Source organism: Hyphococcus sp., assembly GCF_965228385.1.
GTDB lineage: Bacteria > Pseudomonadota > Alphaproteobacteria > Caulobacterales > Parvularculaceae > Hyphococcus.
In genome coordinates, this window is record NZ_OZ245810.1 from 2,950,404 (window position 1) to 2,967,863 (window position 17,460).

Annotated in this window: 16 protein-coding genes; 3 read left to right on the top strand and 13 right to left on the bottom strand. The window is 57.5% G+C overall.

Going from position 1 to position 17,460, the window contains the following annotated elements; all coding sequences use genetic code 11:
- Nucleotides 1–77: 77 nt before the first annotated feature.
- The 9 genes from lspA to ACQK2Q_RS13710 all read right to left on the bottom strand — a co-directional run bounded on the left by lspA (nt 78) and on the right by ACQK2Q_RS13710 (nt 10,048).
- The gene (gene lspA / locus ACQK2Q_RS13670) at nt 78–605 is read right to left on the bottom strand and encodes a signal peptidase II (protein ID WP_425410296.1); all 528 of its coding nucleotides are present in this window, start codon (nt 603–605) and stop codon (nt 78–80) included.
- Complete coding sequence (gene ileS, locus ACQK2Q_RS13675; RefSeq protein ID WP_425410297.1) at nt 602–3,538, bottom strand: isoleucine--tRNA ligase; 2,937 nt, start codon at nt 3,536–3,538, stop codon at nt 602–604. The genes lspA and ileS overlap by 4 nt, the downstream gene beginning before the upstream one ends.
- Nucleotides 3,539–4,146: 608 nt before the next feature.
- Complete coding sequence (locus ACQK2Q_RS13680; RefSeq protein WP_425410298.1) at nt 4,147–4,956, bottom strand: hypothetical protein; 810 nt, start codon at nt 4,954–4,956, stop codon at nt 4,147–4,149.
- Between the two features lie 202 nt (nt 4,957–5,158).
- Nucleotides 5,159–5,800 (bottom strand): LuxR C-terminal-related transcriptional regulator, encoded by a 642-nt coding sequence (locus ACQK2Q_RS13685; protein ID WP_425410299.1) that lies wholly within the window; start codon nt 5,798–5,800, stop codon nt 5,159–5,161.
- 58 nt (nt 5,801–5,858) lie between these two features.
- Nucleotides 5,859–6,764 (bottom strand): bifunctional riboflavin kinase/FAD synthetase, encoded by a 906-nt coding sequence (locus ACQK2Q_RS13690; protein ID WP_425410300.1) that lies wholly within the window; start codon nt 6,762–6,764, stop codon nt 5,859–5,861.
- Nucleotides 6,758–7,606 (bottom strand): TIGR01459 family HAD-type hydrolase, encoded by an 849-nt coding sequence (locus tag ACQK2Q_RS13695; protein WP_425410301.1) that lies wholly within the window; start codon nt 7,604–7,606, stop codon nt 6,758–6,760. Before ACQK2Q_RS13695 ends, ACQK2Q_RS13690 begins: the two co-directional genes overlap by 7 nt.
- 76 nt (nt 7,607–7,682) lie before the next feature.
- On the bottom strand, nt 7,683–8,096 hold the full coding sequence (locus ACQK2Q_RS13700; RefSeq protein WP_425410302.1) for a hypothetical protein: 414 nt from the start codon (nt 8,094–8,096) through the stop codon (nt 7,683–7,685).
- An 11-nt stretch (nt 8,097–8,107) separates the two neighbouring features.
- Nucleotides 8,108–9,181, bottom strand: coding sequence for an EAL domain-containing protein (locus tag ACQK2Q_RS13705; RefSeq protein WP_425410303.1), 1,074 nt, complete (start codon nt 9,179–9,181; stop codon nt 8,108–8,110).
- 192 nt (nt 9,182–9,373) lie between these two features.
- Nucleotides 9,374–10,048 carry an OmpA family protein gene (locus tag ACQK2Q_RS13710; RefSeq protein WP_425410304.1) on the bottom strand — a complete coding sequence of 225 codons (675 nt, stop codon included), beginning with the start codon at nt 10,046–10,048 and terminating at the stop codon, nt 9,374–9,376.
- A gap of 364 nt (nt 10,049–10,412) precedes the next feature.
- On the opposite strand from ACQK2Q_RS13710, the gene groES reads away from it, so the two are divergent.
- Complete coding sequence (gene groES, locus ACQK2Q_RS13715) at nt 10,413–10,700, top strand: co-chaperone GroES (RefSeq protein ID WP_425410305.1); 288 nt, start codon at nt 10,413–10,415, stop codon at nt 10,698–10,700.
- 33 nt (nt 10,701–10,733) lie between these two features.
- Complete coding sequence (gene groL, locus ACQK2Q_RS13720; RefSeq protein WP_425410306.1) at nt 10,734–12,383, top strand: chaperonin GroEL; 1,650 nt, start codon at nt 10,734–10,736, stop codon at nt 12,381–12,383.
- A gap of 92 nt (nt 12,384–12,475) precedes the next feature.
- On the opposite strand, the gene ACQK2Q_RS13725 is transcribed toward groL, so the two are convergent.
- Nucleotides 12,476–14,278 (bottom strand): LysM peptidoglycan-binding domain-containing protein, encoded by a 1,803-nt coding sequence (locus ACQK2Q_RS13725; protein WP_425410307.1) that lies wholly within the window; start codon nt 14,276–14,278, stop codon nt 12,476–12,478.
- A 303-nt stretch (nt 14,279–14,581) separates the two neighbouring features.
- On the opposite strand from ACQK2Q_RS13725, the gene ACQK2Q_RS13730 reads away from it, so the two are divergent.
- Nucleotides 14,582–15,226 (top strand): MarC family protein, encoded by a 645-nt coding sequence (locus ACQK2Q_RS13730; RefSeq protein ID WP_425410308.1) that lies wholly within the window; start codon nt 14,582–14,584, stop codon nt 15,224–15,226.
- On the opposite strand, the gene ACQK2Q_RS13735 is transcribed toward ACQK2Q_RS13730, so the two are convergent.
- From ACQK2Q_RS13735 to phbB, 3 genes are all read right to left on the bottom strand, one after another.
- A complete protein-coding gene (locus ACQK2Q_RS13735; protein WP_425410309.1) occupies nt 15,223–15,651 on the bottom strand; it encodes a hypothetical protein in 429 nt (142 codons plus the stop codon). The two genes, ACQK2Q_RS13730 and ACQK2Q_RS13735, sit on opposite strands and share 4 nt — an antisense overlap.
- An 84-nt stretch (nt 15,652–15,735) precedes the next feature.
- Complete coding sequence (locus ACQK2Q_RS13740) at nt 15,736–16,524, bottom strand: DUF4908 domain-containing protein (protein WP_425410310.1); 789 nt, start codon at nt 16,522–16,524, stop codon at nt 15,736–15,738.
- Between the two features lie 190 nt (nt 16,525–16,714).
- On the bottom strand, nt 16,715–17,440 hold the full coding sequence (gene phbB / locus ACQK2Q_RS13745; protein WP_425410311.1) for an acetoacetyl-CoA reductase: 726 nt from the start codon (nt 17,438–17,440) through the stop codon (nt 16,715–16,717).
- Nucleotides 17,441–17,460: the final 20 nt, after the last annotated feature.

Genomic DNA, 17,460 nt, shown 5'->3' on the forward strand with positions numbered 1-17,460 from the left:
ACTCCAACCTTTTTCGCGCGCCGCCCCGTCATTTCGGCGCGCACTATACGCATGCGCACGCGCTGACGCAAAGCGGATTATGCGGTTTCGTCGTGATCGCGCGTATTCCACGCATCCAGCAGCAAAAAGGCGATTCCGACATTGATCGCCGTATCGGCGACATTGAACACCCAGGGGAAGGCAAGTCCTGAAAAATCAAGAAAATCGACGACATAGCCATAGGCGAGCCGGTCATAAAGATTGCCGAGCGCGCCCCCGATAATGAAGGAAACGCCAATCGCCGCAATCGGCCGGTTGAGCCTCCCTAGCCAAACGGCGAGCGCCAGTGCAACGCCGACGGAAATTACCGATAACAGCCAGCGCATGCCCGACAACATGCCGAAACTGGCGCCCCGATTTTCGACGTAAGTGAGATCGAAAATCCCCGAAATCTCGATGCGTCCGATTTCCGGCAACCCGAGGCCGTGGACGATCCACAGTTTCGACGCCTGATCGATGATAATGACAACGGCCGCGCCAAGGAGACCGCGCCAGAACAGTTTATTTTGACGCGCAGTCGACCACCACTCATTGATCCGGTGTCTGTAAGTTTGTGTTTCACTCATGCGGCGCTTCTTTTATCCGCAGCGTCGACAGCGTCAATGCAACGCTCGCACAGGTCATCGCTAGATTCATGGGCGCCGACCTCGTCAAGAATGCGCCAGCATCGGCTGCATTTTTGCCCCGCCGCCTCGGCGGAAACGACAGCGACGGCCGAGGTTTCGCCTTCCAGCCGGAACGCGCCATCCGGCGCGGGCTTGTCAGAAAGCGTGGCCCCGGAGGTGATGAACAGCTCCGCCGCATCAAGCCCGTCATAGGCCTTCAGAAGTTCGGCGTCCGCCACGTGCACGATGGGCGCGGCCTGTAAGCTGGCGCCGATCCGCTTTTCCCGGCGCTCCACTTCCAGCGCGCCCGTAACCACGCGGCGCACTTCGCGGATTTTCCGCCATTTGGCGCCAAGCGCGTCATCGCGCCAATCGCCAGGCGTTTCCGGGAAGAGCTGCAAATGCACAGAATCGTCCGCAGACGGATAGCGCGCCAGCCACGCCTCTTCCATGGTAAAGACACACACCGGCGCGAGCCACGTCGCCAGACGGTCAAACACATGCGCCATGACAGTGCGCGCAGCGCGCCGGCGCGGATCGTCCGGCCGGTCGCAGTAAAGGGAATCCTTGCGCACGTCGAGATAAAACGCCGAGAGTTCCAGCGAAGCAAAGTCGATGCACTTGCGCCACACGCCCTTGAAGTCGAATTTCTCGTAACCTGCGCGCACGTCTTCATCGAGCACGGCGAGGCGATGGAGAATATAGCGCTCCAGCTCCGGCATATCGGCGGGCGCCACACGCTCATCGTCGGAAAAATCCGCCAGCGCGCCAAGCAGATAGCGCAGGGTGTTTCTGAGTTTGCGGTAGGCGTCCACCGCAGAGCCGATGATCTCTTTGCCGATGCGCAGATCTTCGGAGTAATCCGAACTCGCCGTCCAGATGCGCAAGATGTCCGCGCCATATTGCTGGATGATCTCCGCTGGATCGACCACATTTCCAATGGATTTCGACATCTTGCGGCCCTGATCGTCGAGTACGAAACCATGGGTCAAGACCGCATCATAGGGCGCGCGCCCGCGCGTGCCGCAGCTTTCCAGAAGCGACGACTGGAACCAGCCGCGATGCTGGTCGGAACCCTCGAGATATAAATCCGCCGGCCATTTCAGATCGTCGCGGCCTTCAAGGCAAAAGGCGTGCGTCGATCCGGAATCAAACCAGACATCAAGAATATCCTCGACCTTCTCATATTCATTCGAAGAATAGTCGTCGCCGAGGAAGTCTTGCGCCGGCGTATCGAACCACGCATCGGCGCCGCGTTCGCGCACAGCGTCGATGATGCGCTGATTAACCTTCGGATCATTCAAGGGAACGCCGTCCTTGTCGGCGAACACTGCGATCGGCACGCCCCAGGCGCGTTGGCGCGACACCAGCCAGTCGGGCCGGCCTTCCACCATGGCGCGGATGCGGTTCTTTCCGGACGCCGGTGTAAATTGCGTGTCGTCGATGGCTTTCAGCGCCGTGTCGCGAAGACCGCCCTCGCCCGCCTGTCCGAGGCGTATGAACCACTGCGGCGTGTTGCGGAATATCACCGGCGCCTTTGACCGCCATGAATGGGGATAAGAGTGAACAAGGCGCCCGCGCGCCAGCAATTTCCCGTGTTCAATCAACGCTTCGATGACGCGCTTGTTGGCGTCGCCGTCCTTACCCTTTTTCTTGCCTTCAGTAACCAGTACTTTCGCGCCCTCAAAGCCCGGCGCCTCATCCGTATAGGCGCCGAACGCATCCACCGTATGCGGAATTTCCGCTTCCATGCCGAATGCGGAGACCCACGCGATATAATCTTCTGCGCCGTGTCCCGGCGCTGTGTGCACAAAGCCCGTGCCCGCTTCGTCGGTGACGTGATCGCCGGCAAGCAGGGGGACGTCGAATTCATAGCCGCCGCCATAGCCTTTCAGAGGATGCGCGCACATGGCGCCCTTCAGCGCATCGGCAGGTACGTCGGTTACGCGCTTCCACTCCGCGATCAGCCCCGCCTCACGCACATCGTCCGCAAGCGCATCGGAAAGGATCAGCCTGTCGCCCGGCTTTGACCATGGCTCGAAGCCAAGATCGCTTTTCATGGCGACCACTTCATATAGCCCGTAGGACATGCGCGGCCCGTAACAGATCGCGCGGTTGCCTGGTATCGTCCAGGGCGTCGTCGTCCAGATAACGACATGAGCGTCTTTGAAATCGCCGCTGAGCAAGGGTAACTTCACCCAGATCGTCGTTGACTGGTGATCGTGATATTCAATTTCCGCTTCGGCGAGCGCGGTCTGTTCAACCGGCGACCACATCACCGGCTTCGATCCGCGATAGACGACGCCCTTTTCCACAAATTTCAAAAATTCGCCTACGATAGCGGCCTCTGCGCTGAACGCCATCGTCGTATACGGATCGTCCCAGTCGCCCTCAACACCATAGCGCTTGAATTCCTCGCGCTGGATGTCCACCCATTTGTCGGCATAATCGCGGCAGGCTTTTCGGAATTCGGTCACCGGCACGTCGCGCTTGGCTTTGCCTTTCGATGCGAATTCTTTCTCCACCTGCCACTCAATCGGCAGGCCGTGACAATCCCAGCCCGGCACATAGTTGGAATCGTATCCCGCCATCTGCCGCGAACGCACGACGAAATCTTTCAAAACCTTGTTGAACGCGTGGCCCATGTGCAAATGACCGTTCGCGTAAGGCGGGCCGTCATGGAGAATATATTTTTCCCGGCCCGCCGCAGATTCCCTGAGCCGCTTGTAGAGATTCATTTGCGCCCAGCGGGCGAGCCATTCCGGTTCCCGCTTGGGCAGTCCGGCGCGCATGGGAAAATCGGTTTGGGGAAGGAACAGCGTATCCTTGTAATCGCGGCCTTGGTCCGGCTTGCCGCCAGCGTCATTCGACGCCCCGTCTGATGCTTTTGGCATCGTCAAATCTCTTCTATTGAACGTTGTTTTCCTGAAGGGTGAGCAAGGCCCGGTCCCGGGCGCCTTTGTCAAGCCTTGGAGAGGCTCGCCGCGCGCCGGTCCGGGCTAGTAATTCGAATTGTGCCCGTAACGAATATTATGAGACTGCTGATCATGCGCGGTTCATATCAGCCGCCCGGCGATCCGTCACGCGCCAAACCGGCGCACCCGGCTCAAAATGAGTAGGCGGTGGAGGAAAGGTCATCGGGGGATAACAAGTACCGCAAATCACCAATGCCACCCGTAGTGAGCGCTCACTCATTATGGCGACCGGGTAATTTTCTCGCGGACCGCCCCAGAAAAAACATCCTATCATCAATGACGGCTGATCATTTTCGATTTGCAGCCAAATCGTCGCGGCCTGCAGAAGAAACCTTTGAAAAAAGCGCGATACAGTAAACTTGAACAAAAAATTATGACATCATTTGAGAGTGCATGAACACATGCTCACTGACATTTGCTCAGTTTATTTTTAACTTTGGATAATGTTTCGCGATATCGCGGAACCACAAAAAGTCAACGCCTGTCGCGCGGGCGCAATACCGGTCACTCATATAAACAGCAATCGCCTATATGAGTTCCATACGGAAGACGCGCGCGCCGTTCGCTTCGCAGGACATCGCCCGCGACCAGCGGTCCGGCCCCCGTTGCGCTGTTACCGTCGCGGTCATCAGCCAGGAGTCGCCGCGCGCCTCCACGGTTTCAGGCCGATACGGCGCGGTGACTACAAAACCCCGCTCGCCGAGCGCGTTGCGCGCTTGACGCAGACAAGCATCATAGGCGGCGCCAACCGGAACGCGGGGCGGCGCAGCTGTATAATTGCGCTGCTCATCCGGACCGCCGGCAAGCCGGTCATCCAGCGTATCGTCAGTGTAGACATCATCGTCATAGACGCCGTCATACACATCGTCACGTTGATCGCCGTCATAAGCGTAACCGTCATTCGCGTAATCTTCGTCATAACGGTCGTTATAAGCGCGGTCATAATAGCCGTCAGACCAATAACGCTCGGCGTTCGCGTCGCGTCGCCCATTGGCATAACCGTCATAATACCGGTCGCGATAATACCGGTCTCTTTCCCGGTCTTCCGAAAGCTCATTGAGAATGATCGCGCCGCCGATAACGCCAAGCGCAATTGCAGCCGCTTTACCGCCGCCGCCGCGATGCCCGTGGCGGCGATGGCGATGATAACGCCGATGACCGTGCCCCTTGTAACTTGCTGCAGAATATCCGCCGCCATAATAGCCGCTGGAATATCCGGCCGAAACATAGCCGCCGCCCGCCATGGCCGGCGCCGCCCCGCCCAGCATCATCGCGGCAGTCGCCGCGGCGGCGATGGCGGTGCGGGCGATTGATTTCTGAAAATAGCGTCGGATCATCATACAACCCTGTTTTGCGCCCAGCTCTGCGAAGCGGATACGCGAATTTTCTCTCAACATTTGCGATTTTCATCGGCTTTGTGACGAGAATAAGGCGGGCAATGTACTGTAACGTACACGCTTTCGAGAGCGAAATTAATCCGCGCCGTAGATTGCCGACACGCCTAAGATAGTCCCAGGAACTTCTGCCTAGAGCGTTAATTTAACCGGCGTCTGTAACGGCTTCACTGGACATGAGCGCCAGCGGACGCCCCTCAAGATCTTCAAAAAACGCCATCCATTCTTCAACACCGTCATTATGACGGTGAACCATGTGCGGGGCGTTGGTAAACTTTACGCCGCGCTCGCCCAAAGTGCGATGAGCCGAACGGATATCATCAACGACAAAATAGATGATCGATTCCTCTCCCGGCTTGCAATCGCCTTGCGACAGGAAAAGCCGCAAACCATTACACTTGAAAAAAGCGAGGTCGCCGAAAGAATAAAGATGTTCAAGTCCCAGCGTTTCACTGTACCAATCACGCGCCTTATCAATATCTGAAACCGTGCGTGATATTTGCCCGACTTTATCCAGGGTAAACGATGCAGTCATAATAGTCTCCTTTGCCGCCAGCGCGCTGAACCGGTCGACGCCGTCCCAATCGCGTAACTGGCGCCGACTCGAAAATCCAAGTTTTTGCAGGATATTCGCAACATGATATTTAACCGCGTCAACACTGATCCCGCGCCGTCCGGAAATCTCGCGGCTGCTCAGACCGTGCCGAATGCCGTTCACGATGCGCCATTCGGCGGGGGTTAAAATATCGTCGTGGCGAGGACGGCCCGGTTTACGTTTCACGCTCATGAAAGAGTTTTATACACGGAGCGGGTTATTTTCCCTCCCCCATTCGGAAAACTGACAATCAATTGGAGTATGCGGCGAGCCGTTTTCGCGCCGCTTCGCAATCGTCGCTGATCTGCGCCTTCAGGGCGTCGAGACCATCGAATTTCCGCTCGTCGCGCAAAAAAGAAACGAAGAAAATCTCGATCTCCCGGCCGTAAAGATCGCCGTCAAAATCGAGCAGATACGTTTCCAGAAGCGGCGCGCCGGACCCGACCGTCGGACGGCGGCCGAAATTCGAAACCGCGTCGTAGATTTCATCGCCAACGCGGGCCCGCGTTGCGTAGACGCCCTCACGCGGCGCAATAAGGTCACCGAGTATCATGTTCGCCGTTGGGAAGCCGATCGTCCGTCCCACTTTTTGGCCCTCCGCAACAACGCCTGTCGCCGACCATGGCCGGCCCAGCATCCGCGCGGCGTCTTCGGGTTCGCCGTTGCGCAAAGCTTGACGGATGGCGCTCGATCCGAACTTCTCGCCTTTTTCACCGTCCAGTATCCCGACGAGTTTCACGGCCATGCCAGCCTCGCCGCTCAGCTTTTCAAGCGCCGCCCCGCCGCCCGCGCGATCCTTGCCAAAACGAAAGTCAGCGCCGGCGACAACGCCCGAAAGTTTGAGCCGTGTTTTTAATTCTTCCAGCACGAAGTCTTCCGGCGTCATCGACGCCAGCGCCGCGTCAAAACGCAATGCAAAAATTTCATCGACGCCCACAGCGCGCAACAAGGCGTCCCGCTTTGCTGGCGTCGTCAGTAAAAACGCCGGGTCATCTGGACGGAAAAACCGGCGCGGATGCGGCTCGAACAACACGACGCCGAGCGCTGCTTGCTGTTCGCGGGCTAGCTCTTGCGTTTGTTGAAGTAAAAATTGATGGCCGCGATGCACGCCGTCAAAATTGCCGATCGCGGCGACGATTTTTTTTCCGCCTACCACAAGAGCGCCTCCGAGGCTGCAACAACGCGGGCGCCCGCCGCCCTCAGCTTTGCCTTTACCCCCGCTTCGTCTGCAACGCCGTCATGAACGCCGCCTGCCCCGGCGATATACAAGGCGTCAATTCCCTGATTATTCGCACCCTGAATGTCAGTTTTTAACCCGTCGCCCACAGCAAGGATGCGTGATTTGCTTATACCCGGGCGAATATTATCAATCATTTCGCAGGCCACATCATAAATCGGGGCGTGAGGTTTGCCGCCATAGATAACCTTGCCGCCAAGCCCTTCATAGATTTCCGCCAGCGCGCCGGCGCACCAGATCATCCTGCCGCCCCAATTCACGACAATATCCGGATTTGCGCAAACCATCGGCAGTTTCAGCGCCGCCGCCCGTTGCAGCAGCGACCTGTAATCATCAGGCGATTCTTGCTGGTCGTCCTCCAGGCCTGTGCAGATCATAAATCCTGATGCTTCCAGTTCGGCGAATTGAATATCAAGCCCGTCGAATAGCGCTTCGTCTTTCGATGGTCCCAGACGGAACGCGGGCGAAGGAAGATGCGCCCTGATCGCCGCGCGCGTGGCGTCGCCAGAGGTCACGACGCCGTCATATGCATCGCGCGGCAAGCCAAGACGGTCCAGCTGCGGTGGAATTACGCGCCGGGGGCGGGGCGCATTGGTCAATATCACAACCGGTCCGCGCTCTTTTCGGAAAGTCCGCAACGCATCGGTAACGCCTGGAAACAGATCGACGCCATTATGAATAACGCCCCAGGCGTCGCACAGCATGGCGTCATAATGCTGCGCGAGCGATCGGATCGACGATATGAAAAAAGAACCCGCCATCTGCCAAACCGCCGATAAGACCGATGAGGGGAACGGTCAAGCGGCGATTGGCGCATGCGCGGATAATACGAACAGTCTAACCGTAAAGCCTCGTGCGCAGCTTCGCCATTGCATCCTGGCCGCCGCTTTCGCACCAACGCCTGGCGTCTTCTTCGTCGGTAAAGCGGCGTGCGGACCAGCTGGTCTTGCTGATCATGTCGATATAAACGGCGAGCTGCTTGTCGAAGCGGCTATCGGAAACAATGAAAGCAACCCGCACCCAGGGCACTGAATAGCTGGCGGCGCCGTCAATAGCGGCGCTCAGTTTTTGATCGCCTTCAGGAAAATCAAGCCGCGTGACATCGCGCAGATCAATGAACTGATAGCGCGCATGATCTGACCGGGCGTCATTGTAAAAAGCTTCATCAGCGCGGCGCGCCTCTTCCGGCGTTACGTGATCGTAGTATCGCCATTCGACGCCCCGATCCGTCCAATGTGTATCATGCGGCATGATCCAGACTTTCAGGAAGCGGCAGCGTAGGCCGTTCCGTTTTGCAGATAGGACCCTGCGGCCATCGGCGCGCCGAACAGAGCGCCCTGGCCGTAGTCGATACAAAGCTTTTGAATTTCCTGCATATCGACTTCGCGCTCAACTTTTTCGACAATCAAATCTATATTGTGCTTTTGCAGATTGTCTTTGAACGCCCGTATACGCGCCAGTCCCTCGTCGCCGCGGGCGCTTTCGCTCAAGAGCAGCGCGCCCGACGTTTTGACATACCGGAAGTTCTTATCCGCCAGCGCTTCCCAGTTAAGATCGAAGCGCCGGATATGATCGACTGAAAATGAAAACCCGCGTTTGGCGACCGCTTTCAGGTTCTCACTCACCTTGGCGTGCATCATTTCAACCGCCGGATAGGTAAACTCAAACACGATCCGATGCGCGAGATCCTGGTTCGCATCGAGATATTCCGAAAAACGGACAAAAAAGTCCTGATCGAAAATAGTCGCCGGAGAGATGTTGCAGAAAATTCTGTATTGCGCGCTTTCGGGCCCAAGCTGACGCAGCGCCTGCACGGCGCGCAAGAGGATCATATTGTCGATAACGCCGATCCGGTTCGTGCGCTCCGCCGCTTCCAGATAATCGCCGGGCTGCAGGACGGCGCCGTTTTCCTGACGCAACCGGGAGAATGCTTCGAAACACCGGATCTTGCGCTGCGGCAAGCTCACAATTGGCTGTAAATACAGATCGACGCGATCGTTTTCGATCGCGTCCTGCACCGCCTTTAGCGCCTCGCCATCGCGTTTGTCGGCATCCGCCGCCGGCTCGAATTTCAGATTTGGCGCGGCTTTGCGAGACGGGGGGTTAATCCGTTTTACGAGATTGCGCAGCAATTCCACTTCCTGCTGCGCCTTGCTGAGCGCAAAGCTGGCGCGCGCATGCAGGATCAGCGAGACCACCAGCCCGCAGGCAAGCCAGATTTCCAGTTGCGGCTCAAAGCCGGACCGGATCGTCGCCATGACCAGAAACGCGCCGGCCACACCGGCGACGAACAACACAGCAGCATTATAGCGCGAACTCTTCTGCCGAAAATTCATCTGCGCCCCGCTCAACAACACGCTAATCGCGCCGCGCCGCATCGGCGCCCGCATTGAAAGTTTTATGCAAATTGTCTTTAAAAGCGCTTAAAACCGGCGTGAACGCGTTTATTTTCCGGCGAGGAGCAAGACAACAAAAAAGCCCGCCCGGCGCGACGCCGGGCGGGCTTTCTATGGAAGCGTTAAAACGTCTTAACTGTTAAACTGGCTTTCAACCGGGTCGATGACTATTTCCACGCGCCGGTTCGCCGAGCGGCCGGTTTCGGTGCTGTTGTCGGCGATAGGACGTGACTCGCCAAAGCCAATGGCCTGGAGACGTCCCGGAGCGACGCCCTGTGCGGCAAGATAATTGGAGACCGAAAGCGCGCGGCGCTCAGACAGGCGCTGGTTGTAGTCTTCCGGACCCGTCGAATCCGCATGGCCATAGACGCTGATCGTCGTCTTGTTGAATTCTTTCAGGACAAGCGACACCGAATTCAGGGTTTCGTAAAAACCCGGTTTGATCTCCGACTGATTGACGTCAAACGTAATATCCGACGGCATCAGCAGGATCAGATTATCGCCGTCCCGCTGCACCTGCACGCCGCTGTTCAATAGACGCTCCCGCAGCTTCGCCTGCTGCTGATCCTGATAAACGCCGATCCCGGCCCCGATGGCCGCGCCTGCCGCTGCGCCAATCGCAGCGCCTTTGCCGACATTGCCGCCGCCAGCAATTGCGCCCGCGATAGCGCCGGCTGCGGCGCCGGCGCCAGCGCCCGCGGCGCCTGACGTGACAACGCGGCCTGCGCGTCTTTCACCGGTATAAGGGTTTGTGGTGCAGCCAACGGCGAGCGCCGCAACCGCTGCTAAAATAAGTGCCTTGCGCATGGGTCTCTTTCCTTTCACGCGTTGGGTAGTCAATTTCAAAACTTTTTAGCCCCGCATCCGGCCCGGCGTTTAGCCGACCTTCCGCCCCGTTTAACACACCGTCAATATGAAGCTATTGCGGTTCGCGCTGAATTAAAAACAGGTAATTACGGCAAAAGTTTCGCCGCCGTGGCCATAAAAATTACATTTGCGTGAGTTGGCGGGTAATTTCAGCGCCTGCGGCCTCTTGACCTTCGGCCGCCGCCTGCCTAAATCGCCGCTAGCACTCGGTTCCACCAAGTGCTAGCAGATGGGTGACCATCTTTCCACATTTGTTTAATCGGTTGTTTTTACTTGAAAAACTCAGCCAAGGGAGAATTAGAATATGGCTTTTCGGCCTCTCCATGACCGTGTGCTGGTCCGTCGTCTTGAAGAAGACGAGAAAACCGCAGGCGGCATCATTATCCCCGACACCGCGAAAGAAAAACCCCAGCAGGGCGAAGTCGTGGCGGTCGGTTCCGGCGCACGCGGCGACGACAATGAAATTGTCCCGCTGGACGTGAAATCCGGCGACAAAATCCTGTTCGGCAAATGGTCCGGATCGGAAGTGAAAATCGACGGTGAGGACCTTTTGATCATGAAAGAGTCCGACATCCTCGGGATTATCGACTAACCCATCAGTTTCAAGATTTAAGGAGAAGCATCAATGGCTGCCAAGGAAGTCAAATTTGACGTCGAAGCGCGCGATAAAATGCTGCGCGGCGTCGATATCCTCGCCAATGCGGTGAAAGTGACGCTCGGCCCCAAAGGCCGCAACGTCGTCATCGAAAAATCATTCGGCGCGCCGCGCACGACGAAAGACGGCGTCACCGTGGCGAAGGAAATCGAGCTTGAAGACAAGTTCGAAAATATGGGCGCACAAATGGTCCGTGAAGTCGCGTCGAAAACCAACGACGAAGCTGGCGACGGCACGACAACCGCTACCGTGCTGGCCCAGGCTATCGTCAAGGAAGGCGCAAAAGCCGTCGCCGCCGGGATGAACCCGATGGACCTGAAGCGCGGCGTCGATCTCGCCGTTTCCAAAGTCGTCGAGGATATCAAGAACCGCGCGACCAAAATCGCATCTTCCGATGAAATCGCGCAGGTCGGCACGATCTCGTCCAATGGCGAAAAAGAAATCGGCGACATGATCGCCAAAGCCATGGACAAAGTCGGCAATGAAGGCGTGATCACGGTAGAAGAAGCCAAGTCGCTCGAAACCGAACTCGACGTTGTTGAAGGCATGCAGTTCGACCGCGGCTACCTGTCGCCTTACTTCATCACCAATGCAGACAAGATGGTGGCGGAACTTGAAGATCCGTACATTCTTCTGCACGAGAAAAAGCTTTCCAACCTGCAGTCCATGCTGCCGCTGCTGGAGTCGGTTGTGCAGTCGAGCCGTCCTCTCCTCATCATCGCAGAGGATGTCGAAGGCGAAGCGCTGGCGACTCTCGTTGTCAACAAGCTGCGCGGCGGCCTGAAAATCGCTGCGGTAAAAGCACCAGGTTTCGGCGATCGCCGTAAAGCCATGCTGGAGGACATCGCGATCCTCACAGGCGGCCAGGTCATCTCCGAAGATCTTGGCATCAAGCTTGAGAACGTGACGCTCGACATGCTCGGCACGGCGAAAAAAGTATCGATCAACAAAGACGATACGACGATTGTCGACGGTTCCGGCGAGAAAGCGGATATCGAAGCGCGCACTGCGCAAATCCGCCGCCAGATCGAGGACACGACGTCCGATTACGACCGTGAGAAACTGCAAGAGCGTCTGGCGAAACTCGCCGGCGGCGTTGCCGTGATCAAAGTTGGCGGCGCAACAGAAATCGAAGTGAAAGAACGCAAAGACCGCGTCGATGACGCCCTGAACGCCACCCGCGCAGCGGTGGAAGAAGGCATCGTCCCAGGCGGCGGCGCTGCGCTTCTTTATGCTTCAAAAGCGCTTTCGGATTTGACGGGCGAAAACGCCGACCAGACAGCCGGCATCAATATCGTGCGCAAGGCGCTGGAAGCGCCGATCCGTCAGATCGTTCGCAATGCTGGCGGCGAAGGCTCCATCGTTGTGGGTAAATTGCTTGAGCAGGACAACTTCAAGTTCGGCTTCAATGCGCAGACGGACGAATATGTCGATCTGATCTCCAATGGCATTGTCGATCCGGCGAAAGTTGTTCGCACAGCCCTTCAGGATGCGGCGTCTGTCGCCGGTCTCCTCATCACGACGGAGGCGATGGTCGCAGAAGCGCCAAAAAAAGAAGGCGCCGCGGGCGGCGGCATGCCTGACATGGGCGGCATGGGCGGCATGGGCGGCATGATGTAGTCGCGCCAACTGCCTGGCGAATTTACAGTTGCGTAAAAAAAGGGCGGCTCGCAAGAGCCGCCCTTTTTCGTGATAGCTATGAATGCCGGTCCCTACCAGGGGGCTTCATCGACTTCGTGAACGTGGATTGTTTCCGCCTGGCCGCAGATGCGGTCATCGGCCTGAACCGAGCCGCGCACCAGCACACGATCGCCATCATCGAACCCTTCAAGGTCGCCAAGCAGCGTATAAAGGTTGCCGGCGTCATCGCGCAGCGCCGGGCAGTTTTCACCCTCATCCGTCAGAACCCCGGCTATCGCCGCAGACCCTGCGGAATCGACCCCGCCTATGGCGTTTGGCCTGGCGTCGCCGACATAGTTTGCGTCCCGGCGGCGGAAGCGGTCAAAGAAACCACGGCGGCCTTCGACGCCGCGTTCCAGACGGCGCGGCGTGCGCGCCTGCTCATTTTGATATATCCGATCATCGATATACCCGTCGGAAAGCGACGAATTCTGATAGCCTCGATCGCGATCAATGATTCTCACTTTTTCCGAAAATATCGTACGCGGTCCGTCTTCAATCGCAGCGACAAAAATCACATGCCCGCCGCGACCGCTTTCGGGCGCTTCAACATCCGCTGAAAAACGTCCGCGCGGACCGGTTCTGATATCGCTCAGTTTTTCAAGCGAGTTTCTGTTCGGACCGCCATAGATAGCCACAGGCGTGCTGGCGGGAAAACCTTCGGCGCGCAGGGAAATTTTGTCTCCCCAATAAATGCTTTCCTGCATGGCGCGCATTCTGGCGTTATTGTAGCGCGAAGCGTCAGCCTGATTGTATGTGCGATCGCCATCGACGCGCGCAATTGTGCGGCGGCCGCCGGCGTCAATCGCGTAGGCTTCGCTCATAATGTAGTTATCGCGGTTGCCGGGCCGGAATGCGAAATAGGCTTCATCTCGGTCGTAAGTGTTCGGCAACCGGACGATTTCGTTAATTCGGCCGTCGCCGTCAGTCTCGACAATCTTTAACTCCGTCAGATTGTTTCTGCCATCGCCGAAATAAACCGTGACTTTCTCGCCCCGGCGAAAATTATCGCCCAGAACGCGAATTTCTCCATCGCGCGGCCCGCGCGCTGGGGTGATGGAAATCAGCGGCGGCTCATCTTCGTAGTAAACGTAATCACGATGGGCGCGTTGGCGCGGCGACGTGCTTGCATAATCGGGAAGATAAATATGCTGGCCAACCTGCAACTGGCGGGGCCGGACGCCCGGATTTAATTGAAAAAGCGTTCGAAGCGGCACATCAAAGCGCCAGGCGATTTCGGCGAGCGTGTCGCCTCGGCGTATCGTGTAAAGATCGCGCCCGTCGCGACTATCGATCCATTGCGCAGCGACATAGTCCTCCTGATAGGAAGCGTCTGCATAGAGCGCATCACGGTAAGCATAGCGATAGCGTGAGGAACCTTCATAAACATTGCCGCGCACATTCGGGATGCGCAATCGCTCGCCTGCGGCTACGGTGCGCGGGTTGCGGATGTCGTGATTGGCGCGAATGATCGCCGCCACCGGCACGTCGCAATATTCGGCTATATCGGACAGCGTTTCGCCGCGATGAATATAAACGAATTCTTCGCAGTTGCCGTCAAGGCGTTCGGCCCTGCGCTCATTATTGCGCGCATGCGCCGCGCGAGCCGCATCAACGCCGTACCGCCCATCAACGCGCCGTCCGTCATAGTAGTCAGTACGATTATACGAAGATGTTTGCGCCGTCGCTGGATAATTATAATCGGCGTATCTGTCATTTTCGTATGCGGAGTAATAACGCCGGTCATTGCTTGCACAAGCCGTCGCCGTTAGAGCCATCAGGCTGACAGCGCCTGCGCTTTTTAAAATTCGCAACGTCCTATTAGAGCAGGCCATGGTTTATCTCCTTTGATTTAATCAACTACAGACCCCCGCCGAGAAAACCCAACTGTCATCGGCGTTTAAAAGGTTAACAAAGCGCTACGCAGTTGGTTCCCCTCTCGGTTCGAACTCAGCGCCGCCGCCTCGCCGTTAGCCTGCGCTTTGCGCGGCGCCGCATTTTAGCGGAAACCGGTTTTTTACCGGCCAGTCAGTAATTTAGCTTTCATTGCCAGATGCTTTTGAAACGCCGTCCATAAAACTGAAAACGCTCTTCCAATTCGCTAGACAAAGACGCGCCGACCCAATAAAGCCGCCGGCATGACCAATGAACTTTTCGCCATATTTGTGACCGCTTTCGCGACGCTTTTTATTGTCATCGACCCGATTCTGGTGACGCCTATTTTTGCATCGCTCACAAAAGACGACACGCCGCGCGAGCGTCTGCGCATCGCGGTGATGGCGGCGATCTATTCCGTTGGCGTCCTGATGTTTTTCGGTTTTGTCGGCAACGCGCTTTTGCACCATCTGGGGGTTAGCCTCGCGGCGTTCCGCGCCGCCATGGGTATTATTCTTTTTATTATGGGCTTTCGGATGTTTTTTGATCCGGACAGTGAAACGCAGGCCAAAACGCCGGGCCCGAAAGCGTCGGCCCGTGATAATATCGCATTTTTTCCCTTGTCGATCCCCATGCTCGCCGGCCCGGGCGCCATTGCAACCATCATGCTGGTGATGGGCCCGGACACACAATTGGTGGAAAAAGGCGCCGCCATCCTGGCCGTAGCGATTGTGCTCGCCATCGCCGTCCTGATGATGGCTTTCGCCAGCCGCATCGGCGATGTGCTGGGGCGCACGGGCATGAACGCCATCACCCGAATACTCGGCATGCTGCTGATGGCTCTGTCTACGCAGTATGTTTTCGACGGGATTCGCATCGGCATTCTTGAACAGGCGGCGGGCGCCTAGCCGCCAAGCGCCGACATCGTCTCGGAAAATCCGTTATCGCCGGGACTGGCGCCGTATCGCAAAGTCCCCCCTCGCAGCGAAGCGCCGGAACCGTCGCCGGCGCACACAAAGCGTGTTATCTGCGGCGCATCTCCACGGCGGCAAACCGCCTCGAGCGCGCCAAGGGCTCCGTCGCAGGAATCGGCGATGCTGGCGCCGTCCGGCCAATCTGCGGCGGAACGCCAATCGATCACGATGTCAAAATCCATGCCGCATACGGATTGCGTGAAAGAAGCCTCACGCGATAACGCTCGTTCTTCGGCGTTCTGGGCGCGGCTTTCCTTTAACGATTGCGACGCCGCGACGGAGGGCGCGCAAAACGCGAGAAGCCCGGCCGCCAGGGCGGCTGTCAGCTTGTTGCGCGATATATCAGCGGCGCGTTTCATCACTGGAAACCTTGTCTCTTCAATAGGGCCCTTTTAAGACGCAAACCTGTCAAACTTCTAAACCGCGTTCGAAATTTGCACCGGTCAAAGGGATTCTTCCAGAAAGTGCATGATTTCGGCCGAGGACGGCCGACCCTGAATATCCTGTCCCGGAACATACCGTATTTCAAGAATCGCCCCGCCCATCGAGATTTCCGGATCGGAAGACGGCAAGAAAACGACCCGCTTGATACGCGCCGCAACGGCCGCGGCGCCCGTTTCGTCATCCGCGACCAAGGACAATCCTTTCGCCGCCGTGACAATAGCGTCGGCAAGGACAGCGGAGTTCGCATTCGCCGACCTGTCCCCGGCGGAAATATCGAAATAAATAGGCGCGCCGGTCAACGCGCTCAGTTGCGCGCTCGCCCCTTGCGCACGCCGGACAACCGTTTCCCAATCGGCGCGCCCAAGCGTCAACGGCCGGTCATCGCCAAACGACTTCGACGCAGCGACGCCGCGGACTTCTCCCGGCCAATAAACAGTCGCCCCGCCATAAGCGGCGATTCGCAGCAATGTGTCTTCACGGGAATTTTTATAAATAACATCTCCGCGCGGCGCCCTGGTGGCGGATAGTTCATAAATTTCCGGCGAAGGCCCCGCCATATCGACAACGCATTCCAGACGAGGGTCATTTTCTCCGCATAGAAACTGTACACGCGCAACCCCGCCGCGTTCTTCAAACAGGAACATGCGGTCATCGCTGGCAAGCACATAGCGCTCGACAATGCGCGCTTGCCGGCGCTGGTCGCGTTCGCGCCTCTTGCCGACAAGGGCGGAAAAAGGGTTGTTGGATTGCAGCGCATTTTCCGCCAGCGCAAATTTTTGCAATTGCATTGGCGCGCCAAACGACGGCGCGGTCAAAACAAAAACCGCGGCGGCAACAGCAATAAGTAATCTCGGCGCGCCCAAACTGGATTCTCCGTCAACTGACCGGCGACCGTAAATTGAAATCTTGGTGAAAAAAGGGCCTTGCGGCAGGATTTTTCACCGCAAGGCCTATGAAATCTTCAATTATTCCAATTAGTTACGACGCGATATACTGCCCGCCGTTCGCTGACAGAACCGCGCCGGTGATAAAGCCCGCTTTTTCGTCGGCCAGAAACGCCACGCAGTCCCCGATTTCCTCGGCGCTGCCCAGCCGGCCGACAGGAATTTGCGACGTGATCTTTTTCAGCACATCGTCATTCATCGCCGCCACCATCTCCGTGGCGATATATCCCGGCGCGACGGCGTTCACGGTTACACCCTTGAATGCGCCTTCCTGCGCCAGCGCTCGTGTAAAACCGATCATGCCGGCCTTTGCCGCCGAATAATTCGTCTGTCCCATCTGACCTTTCTGGCCATTGATGGATGAGATATTGACGATGCGTCCGAAGCCGCGCTCGCGCATACCCGGAAACACCTGGTGGCTCATGTTGAAGACACTGTCGAGGTCGGCGCGCATGACCTCCGACCACTGCGCCGGCGTCAGTTTATGGAACATGCCGTCACGCGTGATGCCGGCGTTGTTCACCAGAATATTAGTCGGCCCTTGCGCCTCTTCAATTTCCTGAACGCCGGCTTTGCACGCCTCGTAATCGCCAACATCCCACTTAAAGACATTGACGCCGGTCTCGTCCTTGAACTTTGCGGCGGCCTCGTCATTGCCGGCGTAAGTGGCGGCGACCGTGCAGCCCTTTTCCTTCAGCGACATACAGATCGCACGGCCGATCCCGCGCGTGCCGCCAGTCACGATTGCTGTCTTTCCCATGTCGTTTCTCCCTGAAACGC